The organism is Streptomyces sp. NPDC104313 (genome assembly GCF_055583985.1).
In genome coordinates this window covers 502,045-527,905 of record NZ_JBVJMW010000001.1, presented here as the reverse complement: position 1 = coordinate 527,905, position 25,861 = coordinate 502,045, and the positions used below count along the sequence as shown (strand labels likewise).

General features: G+C 71.6%; 26 protein-coding genes, 1 tRNA gene and 4 pseudogenes. 16 read left to right on the top strand and 15 right to left on the bottom strand.

The window, feature by feature from the left end:
* Positions 1-9 precede the first annotated feature (9 nt).
* The 3 genes from ACZ60Q_RS02355 (at position 10) to ACZ60Q_RS02345 (ending at position 4,156) form a co-directional block, all read left to right on the top strand.
* Positions 10-2,583, top strand: a complete 2,574-nt coding sequence (locus ACZ60Q_RS02355; protein ID WP_469627130.1) for a phosphoribosyltransferase — start codon at positions 10-12, stop codon at positions 2,581-2,583.
* On the top strand, positions 2,580-3,401 hold the full coding sequence (locus tag ACZ60Q_RS02350; RefSeq protein ID WP_469627127.1) for an HAD family hydrolase: 822 nt from the start codon (positions 2,580-2,582) through the stop codon (positions 3,399-3,401). Before ACZ60Q_RS02355 ends, ACZ60Q_RS02350 begins: the two co-directional genes overlap by 4 nt.
* Positions 3,402-3,496: 95 nt before the next feature.
* Positions 3,497-4,156 (top strand): O-methyltransferase, encoded by a 660-nt coding sequence (locus ACZ60Q_RS02345; RefSeq protein WP_469627126.1) that lies wholly within the window; start codon positions 3,497-3,499, stop codon positions 4,154-4,156.
* Between the two features lie 112 nt (positions 4,157-4,268).
* Here ACZ60Q_RS02345 and ACZ60Q_RS02340 read toward each other — a convergent pair whose 3' ends face one another.
* The 3 genes from ACZ60Q_RS02340 to ACZ60Q_RS02330 form a co-directional block, all read right to left on the bottom strand.
* Positions 4,269-4,487, bottom strand: a complete 219-nt coding sequence (locus ACZ60Q_RS02340) for an FmdB family zinc ribbon protein (RefSeq protein ID WP_073218577.1) — start codon at positions 4,485-4,487, stop codon at positions 4,269-4,271.
* 54 nt (positions 4,488-4,541) lie between these two features.
* Positions 4,542-5,987, bottom strand: coding sequence for a hypothetical protein (locus tag ACZ60Q_RS02335; RefSeq protein WP_469627123.1), 1,446 nt, complete (start codon positions 5,985-5,987; stop codon positions 4,542-4,544).
* Positions 5,988-6,058: 71 nt separating this feature from the next.
* Positions 6,059-6,859 (bottom strand): DUF4097 family beta strand repeat-containing protein, encoded by an 801-nt coding sequence (locus ACZ60Q_RS02330; protein ID WP_469627121.1) that lies wholly within the window; start codon positions 6,857-6,859, stop codon positions 6,059-6,061.
* Positions 6,860-7,141: 282 nt separating this feature from the next.
* On the opposite strand from ACZ60Q_RS02330, the gene ACZ60Q_RS02325 reads away from it, so the two are divergent.
* Positions 7,142-7,213, top strand: a tRNA-Val gene (locus ACZ60Q_RS02325).
* Positions 7,214-7,482: 269 nt separating this feature from the next.
* On the opposite strand, the gene ACZ60Q_RS02320 is transcribed toward ACZ60Q_RS02325, so the two are convergent.
* Together ACZ60Q_RS02320 and ACZ60Q_RS02315 are read right to left on the bottom strand one after the other, a co-directional pair.
* Positions 7,483-7,779 carry a hypothetical protein gene (locus ACZ60Q_RS02320; protein WP_469627118.1) on the bottom strand — a complete coding sequence of 99 codons (297 nt, stop codon included), beginning with the start codon at positions 7,777-7,779 and terminating at the stop codon, positions 7,483-7,485.
* A gap of 383 nt (positions 7,780-8,162) precedes the next feature.
* Positions 8,163-8,309, bottom strand: coding sequence for a hypothetical protein (locus ACZ60Q_RS02315; protein ID WP_469627115.1), 147 nt, complete (start codon positions 8,307-8,309; stop codon positions 8,163-8,165).
* 198 nt (positions 8,310-8,507) lie between these two features.
* Here ACZ60Q_RS02315 and ACZ60Q_RS02310 point away from each other — a divergent pair, with 198 nt between their 5' ends.
* Genes ACZ60Q_RS02310 through ACZ60Q_RS02300 form a run of 3 tightly spaced genes read left to right on the top strand, consistent with a single transcriptional unit; the run spans position 8,508 to position 10,140 of the window.
* A complete protein-coding gene (locus ACZ60Q_RS02310; protein ID WP_469627112.1) occupies positions 8,508-8,768 on the top strand; it encodes a hypothetical protein in 261 nt (86 codons plus the stop codon).
* Complete coding sequence (locus tag ACZ60Q_RS02305) at positions 8,740-9,264, top strand: DUF6879 family protein (protein WP_469627108.1); 525 nt, start codon at positions 8,740-8,742, stop codon at positions 9,262-9,264. Before ACZ60Q_RS02310 ends, ACZ60Q_RS02305 begins: the two co-directional genes overlap by 29 nt.
* A gap of 18 nt (positions 9,265-9,282) precedes the next feature.
* The gene (locus tag ACZ60Q_RS02300) at positions 9,283-10,140 is read left to right on the top strand and encodes a helix-turn-helix domain-containing protein (protein WP_469627105.1); all 858 of its coding nucleotides are present in this window, start codon (positions 9,283-9,285) and stop codon (positions 10,138-10,140) included.
* 254 nt (positions 10,141-10,394) lie between these two features.
* On the opposite strand, the pseudogene ACZ60Q_RS02295 reads toward ACZ60Q_RS02300, so the two are convergent.
* Positions 10,395-10,784, bottom strand: a pseudogene (locus tag ACZ60Q_RS02295) (transposase); the annotation flags it as partial.
* A gap of 841 nt (positions 10,785-11,625) precedes the next feature.
* Between ACZ60Q_RS02295 and ACZ60Q_RS02290 the strand changes: the two are divergent.
* A pseudogene (locus tag ACZ60Q_RS02290) lies at positions 11,626-11,721 on the top strand (ScoMcrA-related endonuclease); the annotation flags it as partial.
* 67 nt (positions 11,722-11,788) lie between these two features.
* Positions 11,789-11,836, top strand: a pseudogene (locus tag ACZ60Q_RS02285) (hypothetical protein); the annotation flags it as partial.
* A 116-nt stretch (positions 11,837-11,952) separates the two neighbouring features.
* Here the strand turns inward: ACZ60Q_RS02285 and ACZ60Q_RS02280 are convergent.
* From ACZ60Q_RS02280 to ACZ60Q_RS02270, 3 genes are all read right to left on the bottom strand, one after another.
* Positions 11,953-12,243: a hypothetical protein gene (locus ACZ60Q_RS02280; protein ID WP_469627102.1), complete on the bottom strand. Its 291-nt coding sequence runs from the start codon at positions 12,241-12,243 to the stop codon at positions 11,953-11,955.
* Positions 12,244-12,292: 49 nt separating this feature from the next.
* On the bottom strand, positions 12,293-12,760 hold the full coding sequence (locus ACZ60Q_RS02275) for a nuclear transport factor 2 family protein (protein ID WP_469627099.1): 468 nt from the start codon (positions 12,758-12,760) through the stop codon (positions 12,293-12,295).
* Positions 12,761-13,220: 460 nt separating this feature from the next.
* A complete protein-coding gene (locus tag ACZ60Q_RS02270; RefSeq protein WP_469627097.1) occupies positions 13,221-13,844 on the bottom strand; it encodes a histidine phosphatase family protein in 624 nt (207 codons plus the stop codon).
* 145 nt (positions 13,845-13,989) lie between these two features.
* Here ACZ60Q_RS02270 and ACZ60Q_RS02265 point away from each other — a divergent pair, with 145 nt between their 5' ends.
* The 4 genes from ACZ60Q_RS02265 to ACZ60Q_RS02250 all read left to right on the top strand — a co-directional run bounded on the left by ACZ60Q_RS02265 (position 13,990) and on the right by ACZ60Q_RS02250 (position 15,493).
* The gene (locus ACZ60Q_RS02265; RefSeq protein ID WP_469627094.1) at positions 13,990-14,208 is read left to right on the top strand and encodes a hypothetical protein; all 219 of its coding nucleotides are present in this window, start codon (positions 13,990-13,992) and stop codon (positions 14,206-14,208) included.
* Between the two features lie 27 nt (positions 14,209-14,235).
* Positions 14,236-14,580, top strand: a complete 345-nt coding sequence (locus tag ACZ60Q_RS02260) for a hypothetical protein (RefSeq protein ID WP_469627093.1) — start codon at positions 14,236-14,238, stop codon at positions 14,578-14,580.
* A gap of 133 nt (positions 14,581-14,713) precedes the next feature.
* Positions 14,714-15,178: a DUF7144 family membrane protein gene (locus ACZ60Q_RS02255; RefSeq protein ID WP_469627090.1), complete on the top strand. Its 465-nt coding sequence runs from the start codon at positions 14,714-14,716 to the stop codon at positions 15,176-15,178.
* A 93-nt stretch (positions 15,179-15,271) separates the two neighbouring features.
* On the top strand, positions 15,272-15,493 hold the full coding sequence (locus ACZ60Q_RS02250; protein ID WP_097866502.1) for a DUF2277 domain-containing protein: 222 nt from the start codon (positions 15,272-15,274) through the stop codon (positions 15,491-15,493).
* Positions 15,494-15,535: 42 nt separating this feature from the next.
* On the opposite strand, the gene ACZ60Q_RS02245 is transcribed toward ACZ60Q_RS02250, so the two are convergent.
* The gene (locus ACZ60Q_RS02245; RefSeq protein WP_469627087.1) at positions 15,536-16,378 is read right to left on the bottom strand and encodes a DedA family protein; all 843 of its coding nucleotides are present in this window, start codon (positions 16,376-16,378) and stop codon (positions 15,536-15,538) included.
* 197 nt (positions 16,379-16,575) lie between these two features.
* Here ACZ60Q_RS02245 and ACZ60Q_RS02240 point away from each other — a divergent pair, with 197 nt between their 5' ends.
* Complete coding sequence (locus tag ACZ60Q_RS02240) at positions 16,576-17,343, top strand: superoxide dismutase family protein (protein WP_469627084.1); 768 nt, start codon at positions 16,576-16,578, stop codon at positions 17,341-17,343.
* Positions 17,344-17,540: 197 nt separating this feature from the next.
* Here ACZ60Q_RS02240 and ACZ60Q_RS02235 read toward each other — a convergent pair whose 3' ends face one another.
* The 3 genes from ACZ60Q_RS02235 to ACZ60Q_RS02225 all read right to left on the bottom strand — a co-directional run bounded on the left by ACZ60Q_RS02235 (position 17,541) and on the right by ACZ60Q_RS02225 (position 20,571).
* The gene (locus ACZ60Q_RS02235; RefSeq protein WP_469627082.1) at positions 17,541-17,990 is read right to left on the bottom strand and encodes a DoxX family protein; all 450 of its coding nucleotides are present in this window, start codon (positions 17,988-17,990) and stop codon (positions 17,541-17,543) included.
* A gap of 84 nt (positions 17,991-18,074) precedes the next feature.
* Positions 18,075-19,799 (bottom strand): alkaline phosphatase D family protein, encoded by a 1,725-nt coding sequence (locus tag ACZ60Q_RS02230; RefSeq protein ID WP_469627079.1) that lies wholly within the window; start codon positions 19,797-19,799, stop codon positions 18,075-18,077.
* 127 nt (positions 19,800-19,926) lie between these two features.
* Positions 19,927-20,571 (bottom strand): HNH endonuclease family protein, encoded by a 645-nt coding sequence (locus tag ACZ60Q_RS02225; RefSeq protein WP_469627076.1) that lies wholly within the window; start codon positions 20,569-20,571, stop codon positions 19,927-19,929.
* Between the two features lie 247 nt (positions 20,572-20,818).
* On the opposite strand from ACZ60Q_RS02225, the pseudogene ACZ60Q_RS02220 reads away from it, so the two are divergent.
* A pseudogene (locus ACZ60Q_RS02220) lies at positions 20,819-21,277 on the top strand (ABC transporter permease); the annotation flags it as partial.
* Between the two features lie 161 nt (positions 21,278-21,438).
* Here the strand turns inward: ACZ60Q_RS02220 and ACZ60Q_RS02215 are convergent.
* Complete coding sequence (locus tag ACZ60Q_RS02215; protein WP_469627073.1) at positions 21,439-22,101, bottom strand: HAD-IA family hydrolase; 663 nt, start codon at positions 22,099-22,101, stop codon at positions 21,439-21,441.
* Positions 22,102-22,329: 228 nt separating this feature from the next.
* Complete coding sequence (locus tag ACZ60Q_RS02210) at positions 22,330-23,493, bottom strand: peptidoglycan-binding domain-containing protein (protein ID WP_469627070.1); 1,164 nt, start codon at positions 23,491-23,493, stop codon at positions 22,330-22,332.
* Positions 23,494-23,707: 214 nt separating this feature from the next.
* Here ACZ60Q_RS02210 and ACZ60Q_RS02205 point away from each other — a divergent pair, with 214 nt between their 5' ends.
* Positions 23,708-25,831, top strand: coding sequence for an MDR family MFS transporter (locus tag ACZ60Q_RS02205; RefSeq protein ID WP_469627068.1), 2,124 nt, complete (start codon positions 23,708-23,710; stop codon positions 25,829-25,831).
* Positions 25,832-25,861: the final 30 nt, after the last annotated feature.

Genomic DNA, 25,861 nt, shown 5'->3' with positions numbered 1-25,861 from the left:
CGCGTCTCGATGAGCGAGCGCGCGACGAGAGAAGAGACCGTGGACGTGGTGTGGTCGGGCAACTGGGTGGCGGAGCGACTGGGAGTCGCCCTCGAAGGCGACGGAGAACTCCGGGAACTGCTGGGCCTGGCCCTGCGCCGCAACCCCAGACGGGCGCATCTGCTGGTGTCCAACGTGCTGGGCAAGCATGTGCCCCAGCGGCCCTCCGTCGTCCACGGGGCCGGGTTCGAGCTGGGTGAGCGGGTACGGGCGCTGCTCGGCGCGAAGGGGGCCCGCCGCGCGGTGGTCCTCGGGTACGCGGAGACGGCCACCGGCCTCGGGCACGCCGTCGCGGACGGCCTGCGGGACGCCCCGTACCTGCACTCCACCCGGCGACCGGTGGCGGGCGTCGAGCAGGCGGGCGGCTTCGAGGAGTCCCACTCGCACGCCACCTCGCACCTGCTGCTGCCGGAGGACCCCGACCTGCTGGCGGGCGGCGGGACCGGGGACGACGCCTCCGTGCTGGTGCTGGTCGACGACGAGTTCTCCACCGGCAACACGGTCCTGAACACCATCCGCGCGCTGCACGCACTGCACCCGCGCGAGCGGTACGTCATCGTCGCCCTGGTCGATGTGCGATCGGCAGGCGACCGCGACCGGCTGACCGCCTTCGCCGCCGAGATCGGCGCCCGCGTCGACCTGGTGACGCGCGGCACCGGAACAGTCGTCCTGCCGTACGGCGTCCTGGAACGCGGCCAGGCCCTGGTCGCGGCCCAGGAGGCGGAACAGGCGGACCGGGCAGCGCGGGCCGGGCAGCCGGAGGGGCCCGCGGGGGCCGCCGAAGGCACGGACCCCGCCCCCGTCACCCGGGTCGACCTCGGCTGGCCGGCAGCCGTGCCCGACGGCGGCCGGCACGGCTTCACCCCCGCCCACCGGGCGGCGCTGGAAGCGGCGCTCCCGGGCATGGCGGACCGGATCGCCAGCGCGCTGGGCAACGCGGCCGGCACCCGCCCCCACCCCCGCCGGATTCTCGTCCTCGGCTTCGAGGAGCTGATGTACGCCCCGCTGCGCCTGGGCACCGCCCTCGAAGCCACGCTGGGAACCGGCACCGAGGTCCGCTACTCCACCACCACCCGCTCACCCGTCCTGGCCGTCGACGACCCCGGCTACGCGATACGCACCCGTCTCGTCTTCCCGGCCCACGACGACCCGGCGGACGGCCCCGGCGACCGGTACGCCTACAACGTGGCGGGCGCCGGCTTCGACGCGGTGGTCGCCGTCGTCGACTCCACCGCCGACACCCCCGAACTCCACGCCCCCGACGGGCTGCTGGCCCGGCTCGCCGAGCACACCGGCCAGATACTCCTCGCGGTCGTCCCCTCGTACACCCCCGCACCCGTCTCGTGCACCCCCGCACCCGCTTCCCACCGGCAGGAGCCCGCCGTGCTGCCCGAGCCCCTCCGAGGCCCCGACTTCTCCAGCTACGCGCCCGGGGACGTCGGCTGGCTGCTCCAGGACCTCTCGGACACCGAACTGGAAGCGCCCACCGAGGAGCGCGAGGAGGCGATCCAGAGCGGCGGCGCGCACTACGCGGAGTCGCTGCCCGTCGAGTACCAGCCGAGCGCCGCATACCAGGCCCTGTTCACCGCGGCCCTGGAGACCTCCGCCGCACGCATCGCACACGCGGTCGGCACCGTCACCGAGACGGTCCTCGCCGAACGCGGCCCCCGCCCCGTGCTCGTCTCACTCGCCCGCGCCGGAACCCCGGTCGGTGTGCTGATGCGCCGCTGGGCCCAGCACCGGCACGGACTGGACCTGCCGCACTACGCCATCTCCATCGTCCGGGGCCGCGGCATCGACGCCACCGCCCTGCGCTGGCTGGCCGCCCATCACGACCCGGCCGACGTGGTGTTCGTCGACGGCTGGACGGGGAAGGGCGCGATCACCCGCGAACTGGCCGCGGCCATCACCGAGTTCGAGAACTCGGGCGGACCCGCCGGCTTCGACCCGGAGATCTCGGTACTCGCCGACCCGGGCGGCTGCGTGCGGACGTACGGCACCCGCGAGGACTTCCTCATCCCCTCGGCCTGCCTCAACTCCACGGTATCCGGGCTCATCTCCCGCACGGTGCTCCGCGCCGACCTGGTCGGCCCCGACGACTTCCACGGCGGAAAGTTCTACCGGGAACTGGCGGACGCGGACGTCTCGGGCCTCTTCCTCGACACGATCGCCGCCCGGTTCGACGAGGTGGCGGACCACGTCGAGGCAGCGGCCAAGGAGCTCCTCGCCGCCGACCGCGCCCCGACCTGGGAGGGCTGGGCCGCCGTCGAGCGGATCAGCGAGGAGTACGGCATCCACGACGTCAACCTGGTCAAGCCGGGTGTCGGCGAGACCACCCGGGTGCTGCTCCGCCGGGTCCCCTGGAAGATCCTCGCCAAGCGCGGCGCGGGCGCGGACCTGGAGCACATCCGGCTGCTGGCCGAACAGCGCGGCGTCCCGGTCGAGGAGGTCGACGACCTCCCGTACAGCTGTGTCGGACTGATCCACCCCCGGTTCACGCGCGGCGCGACGGGCGCGGACGGCAAGGCGGTGCAGGGCGCATGAGCGCGACGTCACCGGCCACCCTGGTCGCGAGCGACCTCGACCGCACGCTGATCTACTCGGCGGCCTCGCTCGACCTGTCGATGCCCGACGCGGAGGCCCCCCGGCTGCTGTGCGTGGAGGTGTACGACCACAAGCCCCTCTCGTACCTGACCGAGACGGCCGCCGCCCTCCTCACCGAGGTGGCGACCTCCACCGTCTTCGTCCCGACGACCACCCGCACCCGCGAGCAGTACGGGCGCATCCACCTGCCCGGCCCCGCCGCCCGGTACGCGATCTGCGCCAACGGCGGGCACATCCTCGTGGACGGCGTCTGCGACCGTGACTGGCAGCGGAGGGTGGAGGCACGCATCGCCGAGGAGTGCGCCCCGCTCACCGAGATCCGCGCCCACCTCGCCACCACCGCCGACCCGGCCTGGCTCCTGAAGGAACGGGTCGCCGAGGACCTCTTCGTCTACCTCGTCGTCGAACGCTCCCTGCTGCCCGGGGAATGGGTGAAGGAACTGGCCGCCTGGGCCGGGCCGCGCGGCTGGACGGTCTCCCTCCAGGGCCGCAAGATCTACGTGGTCCCGGCGCCGCTCACCAAGAGCGCCGCGATGCACGAGGTCGCCCGCCGCACCGGTGCCACGCGCACGCTCGCCGCCGGGGACTCCCTGCTCGACGCGGACCTGCTGCTCGCCGCCGACCTCGGCTGGCGCCCCGGCCACGGCGAACTGGCCGACGAGGGCTGGCGGGCCCCGCACGTGGTGGCCCTTCAGGAGCGGGGCTGGGCGGCGGGGGAGGAGATCCTGCGCCGGTTCCTGGCGGCTTGCGCTGCGTGAGGGCGCGGGGTGCGCGAGGCTGGGAGCGGCGGAGGGGCCGCCGCCCCACCTCACTCCCACTGCTCCACTCCACGACACCGAGGGAAGCGCACCGGATGGCCAAGGGCAACGACACCACGATCACGGACGAGCTGTACGCGTACATGCTGGCCCACAACCCGCCGCTGGACCCGGTCCAGCGGGAACTGGTGGACACCACGTACGCGCGGTTCCCCGACCACGCGGGCATGCAGTCGGCCGAGGAACAGGCCCCACTGCTCGCCTTCCTCGTCCGGCTGGTCGGCGCCCGGCATGTGGTGGAGGTCGGCACCTTCACCGGCTTCAGCGCACTGGCGATGGCCCAGGCGCTGCCCGCCGGCGGCACGCTGATCGCCTGCGACATCTCGGAGGAGTGGACGGCGTACGGCCGGGAGGCCTGGGCGAAGGCGGGCGTCGCGGACCGGATCGACCTGCGCATCGCCCCGGCCCTTGACACCCTGCGCGCGATGCCCGCCGAGCCGCACATCGACCTCGCCTACCTGGACGCGGACAAGGGCGGTTACCTCGCGTACTGGGAGGAGCTGGTGCCCCGGATGCGGCAGGGCGGGGTCATCGCCACGGACAACGTGCTCTTCCACGGTGGGGTCACGGACCCGGGGGCGACCGGTCCGACGGCGGCGATCAAGGAGTTCAACGACCACGTGAGCGCCGACCACCGGATGGACAGCGTCCTGCTGACGGTCTCGGACGGCCTGACGCTGTCCCGCAAGAAGTAGCGAGCCTCTCGCGACGGCCCGGCGACGGCCCCGCGACGGCCCTGCCATCGGAGTCGGTCTCCCGGTGGGACCACCGGCCGGGATCAGCCTCGCGGTGGCACCATGGCCGGGTTCAGCCGCAGCACCCTCCCCCGCAGCAGCCCCCGCCCCCACCGCCGCCGGACGGCGCGGGAGCGGACCCGGCGGCACCGCCCACGGCCACGGCGGACAGCAGCTTGACGGTGTCGTCGTGGCCTGCGGGGCAGGAGGCGGGGTCCGAGGACCGGGCCATGGGACGGCTGACTTCGAACGTGTCTCCGCAGGTGCGGCAGCGGAATTCATAGCGAGGCATGGGCTCAGGCTAGAGCCATCGCGGCCGGGGGGCTACGTCCCCCCAGCGGTCTCCTCAGGAGCCGGTGCCGCGTTCCTCACGGATGTCGGAGACGACCCGGGCGGCGGTCCCCCGCACGGCCTCGGTCTCGGTCAGGAAGTGCCAGTAGTCGGGGTGGCGCCCCTCGAGACCGGCGATCGCGCGCTCCAGCCGGGCCACGGAGTCGTCCAGGGGCCGGGCGTGCCGGGGGTCGGGCGTATGCCGGCCGGACATGGCGAGACGCTGGGCGTCCCGCACCGCGAACCGGGTCCGCTCGATCTCCTGCTGCGGGTCCTTCGCCACGGCGTTCAACTGCCGCAACCGGTCCCCGGCGGCGGAGACCGCCTCGTCCGTGGCGTTGAGCAGGGCGCGGACCGTGCTCAGCCGGGACGTGGCGTCCGCCCAGCGCTGCTCGTCGCGCGCCTTCGCCGCCTCCGCGAGCTTCTCCTCGGCCTGCCGGACGTTGACGGCTGCCTGCTCCGGAACGGGCTGGAGGTCCTGCCAGCAGGCGGCCGAGAAACGCCGCCGCAACTCGCTGAGCACCGGTTCCACCGAGCCCGCCCGTGTCGTCAGCGCCTGGGCGCGGGTCCGCAGCGAGACGAGCCTGCGGTCGATCTCGGCGGCCCGCTCGGGCAGCCGCTCCGCCTCGGTGCGCACGGCCTCGGCATCGCGCAGCACCGCGTCGGCCCGCTGGAGCGTCTCCGCGACGCCATGCGCTCCCGCGCCCTGGTTCAGTTTGGTCAGCTCCGGGGCGAGCGCGGCGAGCCGGGCGGCCAGCTCATCGGCCCGCAGTCCCGCGGCCCGGGCCCCGTCGAGGGCGTTGCTCGCCCCCAGGAGCGCCTGCCGGGCCCGCTCGACGGCTGGGGCGAGCCGGGCGAGCTGCGTCTCCGCGCTGCCCAGCAGGGGCCCGAGCCCCTGGGCGAAGCGGTCCAGCTCGCCCTTGACCCGCACGAGGTCGCCCTTGGCCCGGGTCAGCTCGGTACGGGCCCGGGAGGCGACGGCGGGCTCCAGATCGTCCCGGTCCAGGTCGTGGCTGTCGACGGCGGTGATGTACGTGTGACTGACCTCGTCGATGCGCCGCCCGAGCGCGGCGAAGTCCTCGGACGCCTTGCGGCCGCGCGAGGAGCTGTCCACGGCGTTGATGGTCTCGATGGAGATCCTGAGATCACGCTGGGCGCTGTCCAGCTCGTAGAACGCCTCGGCGGCGGCGTCCTTCGCGGCCTGCGCCTCAGCCCGCTCATTCTCCCCGCGCCCGCCGAACCACCGGCGCGTACCGCCACCGGCGAAGGAGGCGGGGAGTGCGGCGAGCAGGAGGGGCACGGGCAGGAGCATCAGCGCCAGGACATCCCGACCGCCGGAACCACCCCGTTCGCCCGGCCTCCGTGACCTCCCGGGGGCGTGCTGCCCCGGCAGGCCCTGACCGCTCCGGGCGGCGGAACCTCCACCCGCTCCTGCCTCCGGCCGCGCGTGTGTCGCCGTCACATCCCACTCCCGTGCCGATTCGCCCTGCCCGGTACATTCTCCCACCAGGTAAGGACGAACACACGGGTCGGTCAGTTCGCGCTTCGAACAGTGACTTGGCCGTTGTCGCTGCGCGCCTTCACCACATGGGCGCTGTCCTCGCCGCGCGGCACCCCGATCGAGACGTCCCCGTTGTCGGCGGAGGCGTTCACCGCGTACGTCTGCCCGCCCGGCGGCAGGTCGATGGTGGTACTCCCGTTGTCGCTCACGGTGTCCACGAGGTCGGGCACGGAGCTGAAGCCCAGCCGGATCTCCCCGTTGTCGGCGCGGGCGACCACGGAGGAGGCGGATATCCGGTCCGCCCGCACCTCCCCGTTGTCGCTCTTCAACTTCAGCGCGCCGCTCGCGTCCCGGACATTGATCTCCCCGTTGTCGGACGAGAGGTCCAGCGCGCGGTCGAAGCCGGTGGCGCTGATCGTCCCGTTGTCCGTCGAGGCCGTCACGCCGACCCCGCGCGGCACCTTCACCCGGTGCCGGGCCTCGCAGTTGTTGATCAGCGCCTCACACTTCACCCGGAGCGTGAGGGTGTCGCCCTCCATGGACCAGACCGGGTCGGGCCCACTGCCCAGCACCACCCACCCGTCGACCTGCCGCTCCACCTCGACCTGTTCCACGTCGGCCGACACCAGGTCCACGGTGCCGTTCTCGGCGTCGATGGTCAGCGTCTTCCCCTCCAGGGCGAACGACTTGCGCTCGACGGGAGCGCCGTCGACGTCCGCACTCCCGCACCCGGTGAGAGCCAGCGCCAGCAACGTGACCCCACCCCCCAGAGCGAGGGCCCGCCCGGGTGCCCTGCGGAGCGTGCGGGTCGCTGCGCTCGTAACGATGTCCACGGTGATCGGGTCCCCCAGTGCGTGCTGCCGGACGGTGCCACCGGACGTCGCTGCCGGTGCACTCGAACCGTATGCGCCGACATCCCCCGACGGGATCCGGCCGGCTACCGTCTTTGTGGTGGGGTTATCCCCCGGACGGGCTGTGGACCCGCCCCGGACTCAGCCCCGGACCCGGGCGTCGGCGCTGGTCCCTGCCCCGGGGATGCGGCCCGGCCTCCGCCCCGAACAGCCAACGGTTTATGAGCGGGGGCCCCGGCCCATGTACGCTGTTGCCTCATCCACGGGTGCGTAGCTCAGGGGTAGAGCGCTGCTCTTACAAAGCAGATGTCGGCAGTTCGAAACTGCCCGCGCCCACCGAGGGTAAGTAGCAGGTGAGAGCCTGTTTTTGGCCCCCCAGCCCTGATCGGCGGGGGCCTTCTGCTGTCCAGCGTGGACCGCCCCGCACCCATCAGGGTGCGGGGCGGGGCGTCTTGGCTGAGTCATGACGCCTAACGGCGCAAAGAGGCGGACATGCGAACACCTCCGCGCCGCTTCAGTGCCACATCCCGACGGACGTAGCTGCTCAGGGTCTCCGATGTGGGCGACGGGGCTGCGGCTGGGCGAGGCCGCAACCCACTCATCCGTTACGCCGGCGGGGTACCCGGCGGCGACGGAGTCGGCGGGGGGTTCGGCAGCGGTGGCCCCTGATCCGGAGGCGTCTGCGGAGACCCGCTCCCATGCCGGCCCGCCTCGATCCTGCGAGCCGTCAGCCCGTAGATCCCGAACGGCGGGAACAGGTCGACGCGCCGCGGGTAGCCACCGACTGCGCACGGCCGGCAGAGGAGATCCGTACCGGAAGCGGTGACGCGCACGCCCGCGACCGGCTCCTTCCAGCAGGCCTCGCACGTGGTGACCGCGGCCGGCGACAGGGTGGTGGTCATGGGCGCCGCCCAGGGGGTGCGCTCGGGCGGGTGTCGGTGGTACGCATGGTGGTGCCTCCGTCCTCATGGGTGGATGGTGACCCGCCTCGGCCGCTGTCCTGCCAGGGAATGAGCGGCTGGGGCGGGAGTCTCAGTTCTCGCGCCGCGCCTCGGCGAGCCGGTCCTCGCGGGTCTCCTGAAGCCAGATCAGGTCGTCCAGCTCCGGGTCCGGCTCGGGCTGCGGCTTCTGGGGGGTGCTCATCGGCGGTCCATTCGCCAGACCCGTGTCAGCCGGGCGGCGGTCGGGCAGGGGCCTCTGGCTGCTCGGCAGGCGGCGCACTGCGTGGTGTGACCGAGGAGCGTGCGGTATGCCTGGTCTGGCTTGGCGTGTTCGGTTACTGGCCTCACTGCCCCGTCTCCTGACACTGCGGGCACTTGCAGGCGGGGAACTGGTGCGAGGCCTCCGGCCGGGCGAGCGGAACGACCTCCGCTTCTTCGCGCACGATCCGGGTGAGCCCGTCGCGGTTCACCTCGTACACCTTGATCGTCATCACGGGTAAGCCCCTCGTCGCAGTCGGTGACATATGCCAGACCGTAGGGACGGCCCGTGCACGCGCACCACCTATGTGCAGAACTGTGCGCACTCCGCCGCCCTGACGAGTGGTAGGCCGAAGCATGCTCTTGACCAGGGCTAAGGCAGGCGTCGACGCTGATGCACAGAACTGCACACCCCGATACCGGAGGTCAGCATGTCGCTACAGTTCATCGGGATCGACCCCGAGACGGGGGACAAGCAGAGCCCCACCGTGTGGGTCGATACCGACAACAAGGAGCTGGTCTTGCAGGGCTGGAAGCCGGGACAGGGCCTCGAAGCCGAGTGCGCGGCGTTCACCGTGCCCGGTCACGCGGTCGGCATCCCCGACAACGAGGCAGTCATCCGTATCCCTGCCCGTATGGTCGGCATGATCAGGGAGGCTTGCGATGCCGTCGAGCGTGCCGACCTTCGATGAACTGATCTCCAGGTGCACCACTGCGGTGCACCTGGAGATGCGAGACAGCTACGCCGTCGACTACGAAGAGGGCCCGTTCGCTCAGTGGCGGGGCGGCTTCCGCCACGACCCGGCAGACAGCGGGTCATGGTGGCGGCCGTGGCTCGACCTGATCCAGGACACCACCCAGCGCGGCGCGTCCGTCAAGCGGGCTCGCATCGTCTCCGAGCCGGTCAGCGAGTACACCCGGTTCCTTTACGACGGGACCTTCACGAACGTCGCGGCCGGCGAGGAGGTGCGGTGGCTGCCCCGCCGCCGAGCCTCCGACATCGCGCTACCAGGCAACGACTTCTGGTTGTTCGATGACCAGTGGGTTCACTGGAATCACTTCTCGGGAGACGGCTCGTCACTCGGCGAGGAGATCACCGGCGACCCGGCCGTAGCCAGGCTGTGCGCCGACGCGTTCCGAGCCGTGTGGGAACGCGCCACACCCCACCAGAACTACAAGATCACCTGACAGGAACGCTTGCCGCCCATGCCTATCTCCCCCTCGTCGTCCGCTCAGGCCGCGCGCGAGAATGTCGCGTGCCGTCTGCGTGACATCCGAAAAGGGGCTGGCCTCACCGTGGTGCAGTTGGCCGCTGAATGCGGCTGGCATCACGCCAAGACGTCCCGCATCGAGAACGCGCGTACCGCCCCATCCGCCTTGGACATCACCCGCTGGACGGCGGCGTGCGGCACCGCGGAGCAGGCATCAGACCTGATGACTCAGTCCCTCAACGCGGAGTCCATGTACCAGGAGTGGCGGCACCAAGTGCGGGCCGGGCTCAAGCAACTCCAGGACAGCTGGGTGGACTTCTACCGATCCACCCAGCTGTTCCGCATGTACTCACCAACGCTGGTCCCTGGCCTGCTGCAGGCCGAGGGGTATGCCGCAGCGCTGCTGTCCTCGATCGGCCGGTTCCGCGGCATCCCCATCAACGACGGTGCCGAGGCGGGAGCTGCGCGGGTCGAACGGTCTCGCATCATCCGCGAACCGGGTCGTCGGTTCGTCTTCCTCGTCGAGGAAACCGTCCTCGGGTACAGGATCGGCGATGCGGACGCGATGGCCGCCCAGCTCGGCTACCTGCTTGCTGTTGGTGCGCTCCCGTCCGTGTCGCTGGGCATAATCCCGTCGTCGGTGTCACGTGAGCAGAGCATGTGGCCGCAGGAAATCTTCCACGTGTACGACGACAACTTCGTCTCCGTCGAGCTCCTGTCCGCCCAGGTCAACATCACGCAGCCGTCCGAGGTCGAGATGTACGTCAGGGCCTTCGAGGAACTGCGCGGAATGGCCGTGTACGGCGGAGCGGCGCGCGCCCTGATCGTGAAGGCCATCGACTCCCTCGGCTGACCAGGCATGACGGAAGCCCCCACCGTCGAAGCGATGGGAGCTTTTCGCGCAGGAGCTACTGAACTTGATTGGGTGATGTCAGGCGAACGGCCCGACATCACCCAATCAAGTTCAGTAGTCGACGGCCCATCAGGCGTCAGGTATAAGGACCGCTGCTCTGAACTGGACGATTCTCACAGGCCAGGCCCCTGAGCACAGCCGAAAGGCCCCACCGCCGAAGTAGTGGGGGCACGACGAAGCTCAACAGGTCGGTTCTGGCAATTCTCGGTGCGGCCGGCGGTGCCGGAATACTGCCGTTGCACCCCGGCGGAAATGGTGCCCTTTTCCAGGAACCCGATGTCGTCGACGATCAGCACACCGTCCGGCCGCCCGAGCCGCTCGGCCACGTAGTCCTGCAGATCGTCGCGGATCTCGTCCGGATCCCACTGGCACCATGACAGCAGCCGCTGCAACCCGTACGGGGTGTTGTGGCCCGCGTGCTCGGCTATTTGCCAGCTGTTCTTGCGGCCGACGGGGCCCAGCAGACCGCGCACGTGGTCCCGCATCCGACGCCGCGGCTCGACCCTGCCGAACCGCTCGCCCACTCGCAGCAGCAACGCCTGCAACTCGGCTTCCCACAGCCCTACTTCGACATCACTCTCCATCTCCATGACTGGTTCAACGCCGATCGGGTGAGTCGCGAACCTCCGCCCACCTGATGGAGCGTCAGCCCGCTAGGCTCCAGAAACACCCTGTGACCAGGACAAATGAAGAAGCACGACTGGATTACTAGCCCTGAACTGACAGGTCCGGATGCGTGAACACAAAGATCATGTAAGTCACCGCAGCTACTGTCCCTACGGTCGAGAGCGCTAGTCCGATCAGAGGCTGAGCATGGCTGGTGTCTTGACGCGAAGCAGCGCGGTATTCGATGGCACCCCGGACTAGGCCTGTCAGCCCCAGAGGCAAGGCCACTAGCCAGACAAGCATCCAGAATGGACAGCAGAACCAGAGGGCAACGGAGGCCCCGCCGAGAGCGACGGCGAGACTCGTCCGCCTCGGTCTGTCGCCAGTCGAGTCATCGGTAGGGAGCATGTGCTGATCAAAGCATCATCAGAACGGGCGCCCGGTACCGCCTCTGGACAAGTCCGTCCCCCTCACGTGCCCGATCCGAGCTGGAAACCGGGGTGAACACCGCAGAAACGCGGTGCAAGGGCTCGCCGAGGTGCTACTGCTGGCTATGAGAACTGTCAAGCTGCCGGTTGATGTCTGACACCAGCACCTGACACCAACAGGGGCGAACGGCGGCGGTCAACGCCGAACCTCAACGGACAACCATTCCAGGCGCAGAGCCGCTTGACCGACGTCACCGACTCCCAGTGATCGACCTGACGAGGATGAGGCCAGAACCCCCAGGTCGAGCACGGGGCGAAGAGTTCGTGCGTCGCTACGGTGCGTCTGGGGAACGCCGAGGCTGTTGTCATTGCCCGGCCCTACGATCCTCGTATGCGAAGAGGAGCGATCACGCGAGAGTCCGTACTCAAGGTCCTGGCGGAACACGACGAGTTGGGGCGTAAAGCCTTTCTGACGAAGTACGGCTTCGGGGAGGCGCGGTCCTACGTGCTGGTCCACGAGGGCCAGGAGTACGACTCCAAGGCTGTCCCCCGGGGTGGCCCACAAATGGGATCAGGGGCGGGCCCTCACGCGGGACGAGTTCAGCGGGGGCAAGGATCATGCCGCGGCGTGGCTCAAGCGGGTTGGCCTTCAGGGGGAACTTCATCCACTTCTTCCCCCTCGCGGTGACATGGCCGCGACGAACGGCTCTCAAGATCGTCATCGTGCGCCGGCGGCATCGCCTGCCTCGGTGATGAGCCTCTGCACTTCCATGACCGCATCGCGGAGGTGTCCCTGCTGTACGGCCTCGCGCACCAGCCACTCATCGAGGCGGGGACGTAGATACCTGACGGTCCTGGGCCCATGACGCCGTAGGGCCGAGCGGTTGACCGAGATCTCTTCCTGGATCTCCCGCCGCAGGTCATCAGTCCAGCCCTGCTCACGGTCACCCTGCTTCAGTGGAGCTTTCAGGGCGGCCACGGCGCCGTCGAGGGACTCTGCCAGATCCACGGCTCTCCCACCTCACGCACGTCGAACGGTGAACCATCGTATGTGCCCGTCAACGCGCGCGGTCACCCACCGCCTCCGCGATCGACAGGCTGTTCTCGTAGAGGTGGTGCCGGGTGATCCGGCCGCTCTCGACGGTGAGGCGCAGCGCGAACGGTCCCTCGAAGGATCTGCCCGTCGCCCGCACGGTCCCCGACAGGTGCCCCGTCAGGACGGCGTCGGTGCCGTCGACGAGGAAGACGTCGACGGAGGCGCGTGAGTCCTCGGGCACGGTGTGCTCCATCAACTCCGTGAACTGCGCCGCGCATTCGGCTGCCGTGGACCGGGGGCGGATCCACGGCACGGTCGGGTTCTCGGCGAGCAGCCAGTCGACCTCGTCGGCGAAGAGCGCCGTGAGCCGCGCGGTGTCTCCGGCCAGCCGGGCGGCCAGGAACTCCTGGACCGCGGCCCGGGTCGCGTCGGCTGAGGAAGGTGCTGTGCCGGCCGGGCTCGCCGCGGGAGTGGGGGACGTGACGGACATGGGGCTCTCCTCGCTGCGGGGGCGGGGCCTGTCAGGGCTTCCCGTCGATGGGTTCGATTCTGCCGGGGCGGGCGGACGCGGTCGATGACGCCTGAGGTAATGCCGGAGGCGATGAGGGGGCGTCCGCATCGGGGGGAGCCTCCTCGGGTGCGTGTACCGGGGCATCTGGACGTCTGCCGCGCGACGGTCCCGCCTACCCTGGCCGGTGCGTCGCGGGAGGGGCGGATGAAGGTTCGTCGTCCATCGCCCCGTGCGGTGGCGCGGGCCGCGGCGATACGACGGTCCGAACGAACGACGAGGTACGAGGGGGCAGTCCATGGGGCAGACGCCGGGCGAAATCCTGGGCGGGGCGGCGCACGGGCGGCACGGGCTGCTGATGTCGTCGGTCCGCGGCCGTGGACCGGGTGTCTGGGCCACTGCCTGTGTCGAGACGGGGTGCGCCCGCCGCTTCGCGTCCCCCTCAGACGTGCAGTTCGGGCGGGAAGCCGGTCCAGCGGAGTTCGGCGGGCAGGTGGCCGGTGTCGTTGAACAGGAGGAGGGCAGGGGGGCGGCCGGGCGCGTAACGGATGACGGTCAGCGCGGCGTTGGCGTGGTTGATGCCCAGCCAGCGCCACTCCGGCGCGTCCAGCGCGGCCCGGACGAGCCAGCCGACGAGGAAGTTGTGGGTCACGAGGAGTTCGTGGCGGGGCTCGTCGCCCCCGACCGTTCCCGTGAACCGCGCGAGAGCCTGCCGGGCCAGCCCGGGGCCCTGCTCGCGCTCCGCCGCCGGGAACCCGGCCAGCCGGGCGAGCGTCTCGTCGGCCGAATCCGTCGGCAGTTCCTCTCGTCGCGGCAGGTACGGGATGTAGTCGCCGGCCGGCTCGGACCGCAGCAGGGGAACTCCCGTCAGCCGCTCGCCGACCAGCCGCGCCGTCTGCTCGGCGCGCGGGAGCGGGCCGTGGTGGATCGCCGTGATCGGGACCCCGCGGAGCCGTTCTCCGAGCAGGGCGGCCTGACGGCGGCCGTCGTCGGTCAGCGTGCTCTCGTCGGCGGAGGCCTGACCGTGCCGGGTGAGGTACAGGTAGCGGGCAGCCGTTGTCGTCATGGGCGGGTCCTCCGTCGCGGTTCATGATCGTACGAACCTCTGCGGGGACGCCGGGCCGCGCTCGGGCGGTTCCGCCGAGGTGAGCCGGGACAGCGGCCCGCCCCTCCGGGATGCGTGGGGGCAGCGCTCAAGGCACCGTGGAGGCATGGCCGAGCACCCGCCCGTGATCGTCTACCCGCCTTCCGCGACCGGAGGGCGGCGGGTCACCGTGCACGGACAGATCGTGGGCCTGGCGCACGGGCGGGGCGAAGTGGCCGCGCTGCTGCGGGCCGCGGGGTTCGCCCCGGGGCCCGACAGGGTCGTGGAGCTGAACCGGCCGGGGCTGATCGAATGGCGCGGCGGCGACCTCGACACGTGGGAGTGATCCCGTGAAACACCTGGGAGTGATCCCGTGAAACGTCGTCGGGTGGTACGGGACAGCGCCTCGATCGAACCGCCGCCCGGCTATTACGTCGCCGGGGGCGAGCCCCCCGACGCGGCGCAGCGCGCACTGATCCTGGACTGGATCGTGAGCCGGCGCATCGCGAGCGGCTGGCGCGTCGAGTCGCGTTCGGAGAGCCAGGTGGTGCTGGTGCGCGGGCAGCCGGTGAACCATGTGCTGCACGCCTTCCTCACCGTCTTCTCGTGTCTGGCGTGGGGGATCGTGTGGGTCGGCGTCGCCCTGGTCAACCGCGTCGAGCGGGTGGCGCTCACCGTCGACGCCCAGGGGCGCGTCGTCACGGTCAGCGCGCCGTGACACGTCACCCGAACGGGCGCGTCCGGGTGGCCCTGCCCAGGGGCCGGGAGGAGCGTCGGAGCTGATCTGCACGCACTACCAGGGCAGGTCAGGACAGCAGGCGCCCGGCGCCTGTTCCGGCTAAGGAGTCCCCATGTCGCAGCCCAGTACCCCCGCACCCGGTGCCTCGCGCCCCGCCGACCCCCGTCCGGGTGGCACCTCCGGCAGCCCGTGGGCGGCCGGAGGAACGGTCTTCGCCGGTGTCCTGCTCTTCGTGGACGGCATCCTCGGCGTACTGAAGGGCATCGCGGGGATCGCCTCGAACGACGTCTACACGCGCGTCAACGACTACGTCTTCAAGTTCAGCGTGACCTCGTGGGGCTGGATCCACCTCGTCCTCGGCGTGATCCTCATCCTTGTGGGCTGGGGCATCCTCAAAGGTGCGACCTGGGCCCGCGGCGCGGGTGTCGTTCTCGCGTCCCTGAACCTCATCGCCAACTTCATGTGGCTTCCGTACACCCCGGTCTGGGCCATCGTCACCATCGCGATCGACGTCTTCGTCATCTGGGCCCTGTGCACCGACCGGTCGACCCGGAGCGACCGGGTGCGGAGCAGCTGAGCGACGAGCGGCCGGGCAGGCGGACCGGGCCTTCGGCGGGGCGGGCGGCGGCGACGGGTGTCCTTTGTCAGTGGGGCGGTACACACTGGAGTCATGTGCCGCAGCATCAAGACGCTTCGCCCGCCCGCCCTCCCCGAAGAGGCCACCGAGGAGGACATGCGGGCCGCCGCCCTTCAGTACGTACGCAAGGTCTCCGGGTTCCGCGCTCCCGCCGCGCACAACCGGGAGGTCTTCGACCAGGCCGTCGACGAGATCACCGCAGCCACCATGAAGCTGCTCGACGGCCTGGAGATACGAGGTGCGGCCCGGGGCTGAGCTCGCCGCGCGCGAGCCGGCCGCTCCGGTGAGCCGCTCCGGTCAGGGGGTGGCCGGCGCGGGCACCGACACCGGTCCCGGACCTCCGAGGACGGCCGGCCCGCCCGGGGGAGTGACGCCGGGGGCAGGCGCGGGCGTCGGCACGGACACGGGCGGGGACATCCTCGGCGCCACGGCTACGGCCACGGCTATGGACCCGGATACCCGTGCCTCAGTTGTCTCCGCCTCCGTCACCGCTGCCTCGACCTCGGCTTCGGCCGCTGTCCGCGTCGCCGGGCGCTTCACCACGAACGCGGCCAGCGCGCCCGCCAGGAACAGGGCCAGTACGGAGACGGCCGTGCCGAACCACGTCGAGCCCAGCCACCGGCCGCCGAAGTAGCCGAGGCTCACGCTGTAGCCCGCCCATGCCAGGCCCGCCAGCGCGGACCAGGGAAGGAAGTCCCGCTTCCTGCGGTGGGCGGCGCCCGCGCCGAGGGAGACCACGGAGCGGCCAGCGGGTGCGAACCGGGCGATGATCACCAGCGCGCCGCCGCCGCGGCTCAGCGCCGCGCCGAGACGTTCCTGTGCGGAGGTGAGCCGCCGGGAGCGCGCGATGGCCCGGTCCAGCCGGTCGCCCCCGCGCCAGGCGAGCCGGTACGCGACGAGGTCGCCGAGCACCGAGGCGCCGGCCGCGCACAGGATCAGTACGACGAGCGAGGGAACCTGCCCGGCGGTGCCCTCACCCGAGCCGCTGACGGTGGTGGAGCCCGCTGCCGCCGCCGTGGCGGTTGTGATGACGAGAACGCCGCTGGGCAGCAGGGGCAGAAAGACATCCAGGAGAACGGAGAGGGCGACCACCGCGTAGATCCATGGGCTGCTGGTCAGCGCGCCCACACTCTCTAGCACCTTCTACTACTCCCCGATCGTGTCAACGCCGCGACGTCGCAGGGGAGCGGCAGGGGCGGCAGGTTCAGCTGTACAGCGTACGCGTGAGGGGCATCCGGAGATTGCCCGGGGCGGGTGATGTTGTGCAGGTCACGTACACCTGGAGGCCTTGTGCCCGTTAGGCGGGGAGAACGACCGGCACGAGCAAGGAGCAGCGCATGACGGCATGGATGGTACGGGCGCGACGCGGCCCGGCGCACCTGATTTCGGGGCGGCGGGGGACGGCGGGACGCGAGGCTGGGGCGGTGTCGCGGGGCCGGGGGGTCTCACGGGTCCCGGGCGTACTGGCGGGCACGGCAGCTCTGCTGACGCTGGCCTCCGGCATCGGCGTCGCCCACACAACGGGCGGCGGCGCGGCGGACGCCTCCGGCCACGGTGCGCACGGGGCTCCCGCGGCGGGGGTCCCGGCGCAGAAGCCGGGCGGCGGTGGAGACCCGAGCCGCACGGATGAGGCGGTCGCCGTGGGCGGCGGTTCGTGGCGGCGGGCCGCAGGGGTGTTCTCCCCGCCCGGTTCCTTCGTCCCGTCCGACGCACTGACGTACGACACCCGGCTGGTGCCGGCGGGCGCGCGGATCGAGGTCACACAGTTCGCGCATCCGTCCGGCACCCGGGTCGGGGCCCGGCTGCGGGGGCTCGTGCCCGGCCGTGCGTACGGGATGCACGTGCACACCTCACCCTGCGGCGCCGATCCCGCCGCCGCCGGGCCCCACTACCAGAACCGCCCGGCGGCGACCGCGGACCCGGTCAACGAGGTGTGGCTGGACTTCCGGACGGACGAGGAGGGCGACGGGCGGGCGGAGGCCCTGCACGGCTGGGGTTTCCGGGAGGACGGGGCGCGGTCGCTGATCATCCATGACCGGCCGGGCGGTGCGGGGGAGCGGGCGGCGTGCTTCACGGTGCCGTTCGGGCCCCACGGGCGGGAGTGACGGCGCTCCGCACCCTCGGGCGTACGGCGGCGTACACCGGTGTGCGGCGCCGTACGGCGGTGTGCGGCGTGGCGTACGGCGGTGTCCCGCTCCTCCGCATCACCGGAGGGCCGGGGCACCGCCGCATGTGCCCGCCACTCCGTGCGAGGAGGCTGCGGGGCAACGCCGAGACGGTGGGCTGACGCCGATACGGCGGGTCAGGCCGGGACGGCCGGGGTCTTGCCACGCCGGGGCGCGCCCTCGGCGGTGGCCGCCGTGTTCCGCGAACCGAAGAACCGGTCCAGAGAGACGGTTCCCGGGCCGGTGAAGACCAGCAGCAGGAACGCCCAGCAGAACATCGCCGAGGCCTCGCCGCTGTTCTGGAGCGGCAGGAACGCCTCGGGCTGGTGCACCTTGAAGTACGCGTAGGCCATCGACCCCGAGGCGAGGAAGGCCGCGGCGCGGGTGCCGAGACCGAGGGCGACCAGGGACCCGCAGACCAGCTGGATCAGAGCGGCGTACCAGCCGGGCCAGGCGCCGGTCTCCGCCTGGTTGCCGCCGAGCACTCCGAAGAGCGTGGCGGTGCCGTGGAAGGCGAAGAGCAGGCCGACGACGAGGCGGAAGAGGCTGAGTACGTAGGGCTGGGCCTGGTTCAGGCGGATGAGCATGGGGGGTGGGCTCCTTCGGTCGTGGTGGGGACGTGAACCGACTGAGCGCCACAGGTTAGGGAAACCTGATCAATGCTTGCAACTTCAACATTCCGCCGAGTGGCCGAAAATCGCCTCATTCTCAGGGGTGAGTGAACGCTCAAGAACCGCTTCGAGCTGGGCCCCCTGCTTGCTCGCCTTGGCCTGGACCAATGTCAGCGCAGACTTTCGGCCATGCAGCGTGAGTGTCATGAGCTGATTGCCGAACCAGGGGCCGCCTGCTCTGCTCCAGATCACCGGCGACGCCCCCGTGCGGCCGTGGCGGGAGAGCAGCCGGCCGATCCGCCGGCCCGCCCGGCTCCAGCCGAAACGGAAACCTGCCCGGATCGACCGGGGGATCGAGTTGTGCACGGGCGAGCAGGTCAGCTGGAGGACACGGGAGGCCGGGGCGCCCCCGGAGCCGGGACCGGACTCCGGCCACCGCGGCTCGGCGATGTAGGCGTGGTGCACATCGCCCGAGAGGACGCATACCGTCGCCGGGGCGTCCGGGCCGCTCCCCGCTTCCCGCAGCAGCTCCGTGAACCGGTCGAAGGACTCCGGGAAGGCGGCCCAATGCTCCAGGTCGGACGCGCGGCGCAGCTTCTCGCCGAAGCGTGCCCAGCGTTGCCCGCGTACGCCCGCGCACAGGGCTGCGTTCCAGCGCTCCGCGTCATGGACGAGCGGGGGCAGCAGCCACGGCAGAGAGCTACCGATGAGAAGATGATCGTACGAAGCGGGGTCGTCCAGGACCGCATCCCGCAGCCAGTCGGCCTCCTCGGTGTCGAGCATCGCCCGCCGCTCCTCGGTCAGGACGCGGGCCGCGCGGGTGTCGACCATCACCAGCCGTACTCGGCCGAAAACACGCCGGTAGCTCCACCGGGTACGGGCGGGGTCCGCGTCGGTCTCGGCGGCGAAGCGTCGCAGCGCCTCGGTGCCGTCGGGCGAGGCTCTGACCGCCGCGTACACGGGGTCGGCGGCCAGCTCGGCGGGGGAGAGATTGCCCAGGTGCTGGTGGACCCAGTACGACATCAGCCCGCTGACGATCCGTTCGTGCCACCAGGGCGTGGCACGCATCTCACGCTGCCAGGCGGCGCTGGTGTTCCAATCGTCGACGATGTCGTGATCATCGAAGATCATGCAACTGGGGACCGTGGACAGCAGCCAGCGGACCTCCGGATCGCGCCACGATTCGTCGTAGAGGTAGGTGTACTCCTCGTAGTCGGCGATCTCCGTGCCCGGTGGCTCGCCCAGGTCCCGGCGGGCGGCGAGTCTGCGGCGGGTCGCCCCGGAGGTCTCGTCCGCGTACACCTGGTCGCCGAGGAGCAGCAGGACGTCGGGCCGCTCGGCCGCCGGATCCGCGGCGAGGCGAGCGGCCAGGGTCACCAGGGCGTCCGGTCCCACGGGGTCGTGCCCGCCGCCGGGGGCGGCCGCCCAGCGGCAGGACCCGAACGAGATCCGCACCCTGTCCGGCTCCGCCCCGGTGTCGTCCGGGGGCGCCGCGGACGGCGTGGTGATGGTGCTGGGTGGGAGGCGTGCGTCGTCGGGCGGCCAGACGCGCCGGGAACCGATCAGCACCTCGTACGCCGTGGTGGAGCCGGGGGCCAGCCCCGTCACGACGACCAGGGCGTAATGGTGCCCGGCCACCGAGAAGGTGGGCGACGCCCCCGCGGCGCCGTCCGTGCACCGGACCTCCACGGTGCACGGACGGCTCGCCTCGACCCAGACGGTCGCGGTGGTCCCGGACTCCCAGTCGATGTACCGCAGCAGTGGTCCCAGGCGCAGCCCGGCCATGTGATATCTCCTCGCGACGCCGTCACGGATGAGGTCCGTAACGTACAGAACGCGGGAGGAGTGCGCACGGGTTCCGGTGGGCCGGCTGCCGTGCGGGCGTCGGGAGGTCAGCTGCCGTGCGCGGTGGTCAGCAGCCGTTCAGGGCGGACTGAAGGGCGCTCTTCTCGGCGGAGTCCACGGTCAGGTTGTAGTACTTCTTGACGTGGACCCAGGCGCGGACGTAGGTGCACGTGTACGAGGAGCTCGGCGGCATCCACTTGGCCGGGTCCTTGTCGCCCTTGGCCTGGTTCACGTTGTCGGTGACGGCGATGAGCTGGGGACGCGTCAGGTCGTTGGCGAACGACTGGCGCTGGGCGGTGGTCCAGCTGCTCGCGCCGGAGCGCCAGGCCTCGGAGAGCGGGACCATGTGGTCGATGTCCACGTCGGACGCGGCGCTCCAGGTCGCGCCGTCGTAGGGCGAGTACCAGCTCCCGCTGACCGCGGCGCAGGAGGCGTCCTGCTGGACGTTCGTGCCGTCCCGCTCGAGGACGACCTCGCGGGTGTTGCAGGCCCCCGACTGGGTGCTCCAGTGCGGGAACTTGTCGCGGCTGTAGCCACTGGACGAGCCCTCCGCGCCGACGGTGAGCTGGCCGAGGTAGGTGCGTGCGGTCGCCGCGCTGACCGGGGTGGGCATGGCGGCCTGCGCGCTCGGGGCGGTGAACAGGGCTGATGTGGCGGCGAGCGCTGCGGTTGCGGCGGCGACGGAGAGGCGACGCGCGTAGACACCGGACATGGGAACTCCCTTGATGTGGGGGGGCTTGGGCGGGCGTGAGGAGGCCCGGCCATCGTGGCGACGCCAGGTTTCTGTGGGGTGGGCGTCAGGTAACAGAGTGGCGACATGTGCACGTCACATCAAGGGGTGTGTGAGGGGAGTGACGGATCGCGGGAGCGCGCGGAATCGTCACGGGTGGTTTGTACGGGTGATGCTGGGCATCCACCGGGGGCTCGGGGGCGCTCGCGTTCCTGGTCGCGCCCCCGGAGTGGCCCTCGGGGCGGGAGCGCTGCCCGTGGTGGGGGCGCCGCTGTTCACAGGGCTCGTGCCGGTCCGGGGCGTGGCGCTCATCCCGGTGGCCGGCATCCTCATCGGCGGAGCGCTCACCGCGACCGTGCTCGGCGGGCGGCGCGCCCTGGACGAACTCGCCGGCCGGCGCGGGGAGGTGGAGGCGGGCATGGCCCTCGGGCTGCTCGACCGGGACACCCGGCTGGAGATCGTGCGGCCCGCGGCGTCGGACGCGTTGCTGCCCGGGCTCGACCGGACCCGGACGGTCGGGCTCGTCACCTTGCCGGGGGCGTTCGTGGGCATGCTGCTGGGCGGAGCCTCACCTGTGGAGGCGGGCGCCGTGCAGCTGTTCGTCCGGGTGGCGCTGATGGCGGTCCGGGTGGTTGCCGTCGCGACGGTCCTGGAGCTGGTCGCGCGCGGGCTGCTGCACCGGGACTGAGCGCCGGGGGGCGGTGTTGTCCTGGGGCTGAGCCCTGGGGCTCAGTCACAGGGTGGAGCGGAGTGAGTGGCCGGAGTCGCGAGCCCAAGGATGCGGGGCTCGGGTCGGAGCCGAAAGACGCGGGGCCCGGGTCGGAGCGAGGGGCCGGGCCGGGGTGTGTCTCAGGCCTCGTCGATGTGCAGACGGATCGAGCCGTCCGGGGCTGCCTCCACGCGCACCTGCGTCAGATCCCCGACATGGACGTCCGGCGCGAGGGCCGCGGCGCGCGGGCCGACGCCCACGACGCGCATGCCCGCCGCCCGGCCCGCGGCGATGCCCGCCTCGGAGTCCTCGAACACGATGCAGTCCGCCGCGTCGAAGCCCAGCTCCGCCGCCCCCTTGAGGAAGCCCTCGGGGTCCGGCTTGCTGGCGCCGACCTGCTCGGCGGTGACGCGGACGGCGGGCATCGGCAGCGCGGCAGCGGCCATCCGGGCCGTCGCGAGCGCGGTGTCGGCGGAGGTCACCAGCGCGTGCGGCAGCTCGGCGATCGCGGCCATGAACGCGGGCGCTCCGCCGATCGGCACGACGCCCTCGACGTCGGCGGTCTCCTCGGCCAGCATCACCCGGTTGTCCGCGTGGTTCTCCTCCACCGGGCGGTCCGGGAGCAGGACGGCCATCGTGGCGTACCCCTGGCGGCCGTGGACCACCTTGAGCGCGGCCTCGGGGTCCAGCCCGTGCTCGATCGCCCAGCGCCGCCAGCAGCGCTCCACCACCGCGTCGGAGTTCACGAGGGTGCCGTCCATGTCCAGCAGGAGGGCTTGTGCGGTGAGGACGGTGGCAGGCATCGGCTGCTCCAGAGCGCGGGGAGGTGTGCGAACAGCCCGGGTGCGCGTGCCGCGGGGCATGACGTACACGGGCTGCCAAGGGTGTGCGGGACAAGGTGTGCGGTACCGCGTGCGGTGAACAGAGCAACCCCCGCCCGCCGGTCAGGGAGTGCGGGCGGGAGCTACTTTGTTCCATCAAGATACAAAAACCGGGGCGGGAAAGCCAATCTCCCTGTCGGGTGGCCGGGCTCAGTGGCGCCCGCGTCCGTTCGTCTCCGCCTCCAGCATGCGCCGGGTGTTCGGCCCGTACACGCCGACCGGATCACCCTCGATGTCCTGGTACGACTGGTAGATCGCCACGGCGTTTCTCACTTGGTCGCTGTAACTCCCGTCGGAAGGACCCGAATAGAGCCACACCTCCTTGAGCCGGTTCTGTAGCTCGGTGACCTCCGGGCCGCGGTCGCCGGGTCGCAGTGAGGAGCCGGTCAACCCCGGGGGCGGATCGGCGGGCGGTGCGGCCGGGGGAGCGCCGCCGTCCGGGGTGGACGACGCGCTCGCCGTCGGCGACGCGGACGCGGTGGCGGTGGGCTCCTGGATCTTCGTCGGCGAGGCGGATGCGGACGGCGCTGCGGACGGTGTGACCGAGGGGGACTGCGTGCGGGGCCGAGAGGCCGACGGGGAGGGGGACGGGGCCACCGACGCGGCCGGTTCGTCCTCCGCGTCCAGGGCGCTCGTGGTGGCCTCCGGCAGTGCCTCGTCCCTGCTGTCGTCGCCGCCGAAGAGCCCGCCGGCGAAGGCCGCGGTGCCGACCACCGCGGCCACGGCCGCCCCCACGGCGAGCGCCCCGAGTGGACGCCTGCGGCGCGGCCTCACGGGGTCGGGGGCGAAGACGGGGGCCGCGCCCGCGGTGCGCCTCCGGCTTCCGTCCGGCATGGCGCCTGTGCCCACGCCTGCGCCGCCGCCCGCGCCTGCGCCGCCGCCCGTGCCCACGCCGCCGCCCGGGCCGTCGCCACCCAGGAACAGCGGCATGGTGCGCGCCGCCGCCTCCGCATCGATCGCGGCCCCCTCGGCATCGGGGCCCGGCGGGCCGGTCCCGGAAGCCGCGTCCTCCCACGTGCCGGGAGCCGCGCCTTCCCGCGACCCGGAAGTCGAGCTCGCCCGCGTACCGCCCCCGGAGTGAGGCGCCCCGCCCCCGCTCGCCCCGGCGAGGTCCGTCAGCGTCACGTACGGCCGGATGCGCAGCGGGTCGAAGTCCTCGGCCGCGGCGATCTCCGCCGTACGGGCGGCGCGCTGTTCTTCACCCGAGTGCCGCGCCGAAGGTGCGCCGGCGCCGCACCGGCACGGCACCCGGTGTTCCGTGCCGGGCTCCCCGGCCGTCCGTCTCCCGCACTCCGGGCATGCGTGTCCGGTCATCGTGGATCTCCTCCCCTTGAGCTGCCTGCGATTATGCAGCCCGCTCCGGGGCAGCCCAACGGCCTGCTGGGGCTCGGCCCGGTCTCGGCAGGCCGTAACGGGGCGAAACGTCCAGGATGGGGGTGTAGTGGATCAATGGATCAGTGGATTCAGTGGATTCAGTGGATTCAGCGGAACAGCGGAACAGTGGATTCAGCGGATCGAGGAGACGCCCATGGCCCAGCAGCTGAGTCCGTCACCCCCGGCGCCCGGTGAGGGACAGTCCCACCGGAGCATCCTGGTGGCGATCGGAGCGCTGCTCCTCGGCATGCTGCTCGCGGCACTCGATCAGACCATCGTCTCCACGGCGCTCCCGACGATCGTCAGTGAGCTCGGCGGCCTCGACCACCTTTCCTGGGTGGTGACCGCCTACCTGCTGGCGGCCACCGCGGCGACCCCGCTGTGGGGCAAGCTCGGCGACCAGTACGGGCGCAAGAAGCTCTTCCAGACCGCGATCGTGATCTTCCTGATCGGCTCCGCCCTCTGCGGAGTCGCCCAGAACATGCCCCAGCTGATCGGCTTCCGAGCCCTCCAGGGACTCGGCGGCGGTGGGCTCATGGTGCTGTCGATGGCGATCGTCGGTGACCTCGTCACACCGCGCGAACGCGGCAAGTACCAGGGGCTCTTCGGTGCGGTCTTCGGGGTGACGAGCGTCCTCGGTCCGCTCCTCGGCGGCTTCTTCACCGAACAGCTCAGCTGGCGTTGGGTCTTCTACATCAACCTGCCGATCGGCGTCGTCGCGCTGGTCGTCATCGCGGCTGTCCTGCACATCCCGGTCCGCCGCGAGAAGCACACCATCGACTACCTCGGCACCTTCCTCATCGCGGCCGTCGCCACCGCCCTGGTGCTCGTCGCCTCCCTCGGCGGTACGACCTGGGCCTGGAGCTCCCCGCAGATCATCGGGCTCGCGGTGCTCGCCGTCGTGCTCCTCGTGGCCTTCATCGCCGTCGAGCGGCGCGCGGCCGAGCCCGTTCTGCCGCTGAAACTGTTCCGGATCAGGACCTTCAGCCTCGTCGCCGTGATCAGCTTCGTCATCGGCTTCGCCATGTTCGGCGCGATGACCTACCTGCCGACCTTCCTCCAAGTGGTCCACGACATCACCCCGACGATGTCCGGCGTGCACATGCTGCCGATGGTGTTCGGCCTGTTGATCACCTCGACCGGCTCCGGCCAGATCGTCAGCCGGACCGGCCGCTGGAAGGTCTTCCCGATCCTGGGCACGGCCATCACCGCCGTCGGGCTGCTGCTGCTCCACCAGCTCGACGAGAACAGCTCCACCTGGCTGATGAGCGCCTACTTCTTCGTCTTCGGCGCCGGTCTCGGCCTCGTGATGCAGGTCCTCGTCCTGGTCGCCCAGAACTCCGTCTCCTACCAGGACCTCGGTGTCGCCACCTCCGGCGCGACGTTCTTCCGGTCCGTCGGCTCCGCGTTCGGCGTGGCCATCTTCGGGACCATCTTCGCCAGCCGGCTGACCGGGCAGCTCACGGACGCGCTCGCCGGGCAGTCGCTGCCGTCGGGAGTCGACGCGGGGCGGCTGGCCGCCGACCCCCGGGCCATCGGGCAGCTCCCGGCCGACCTGCGGCCCTCCGTCCTCAGCGCCTACTCCACCTCCATCACGGACGTCTTCCTGTATGCCGTCCCGGTGGTCCTCCTGGCCTTCGTCCTCGCCTGGTTCCTCCGTGAGGACAAGCTCCGGGGCTCGGTGACCGCCCCCGACACCAGTCAGACGCTCGCCTCCAATCCCGTCGAGCGCTCCTCGTACGACGAGTGCGCTCGCGCCCTGTCGGTGCTCGCGACCCGGGAGGGCCGCCGCGAGATCTACGAGAAGATCACCGCGCGGGCGGGGTACGACCTGCTGCCCGCCGCCAGCTGGCTGCTCCTGCGGATCAAGCGGCACGGCACGGTCGAGCCCGCCAGGCTCGCCGAGACGGCACCCGTACCCCTGCATGTGATCACCGATGCGGCACGGCAGGTCGAGGAACGCGGACTGGCCCGCCGGGAGGGCCTGCAGATGATCCTCACGGATACCGGGGCCGAGGCCGTCGTCCGGCTCTCGCAGGCTCGCGAGGACTCCCTCGCCGAACTGCTCGGCGACTGGTGGGGCCCCGAGCGCCCCACCGACCTGGTCAGACTCGTCAGTGAACTGACCGCGGAGCTCAGCGGCTCGACCAGGGAGCGCCCCCACGCTCCACAGCCGCCCCGTGACCACGAGGCCCACCTGCGTCAGGACGAGCGCGAGGCCCATCAAAGGAGCCTCGACGGCCGCGACGATCAGGACCGCCACCACCCGCCCGCCTGAGTACCCGGCACCTGGCACCCGGGCCGGGGC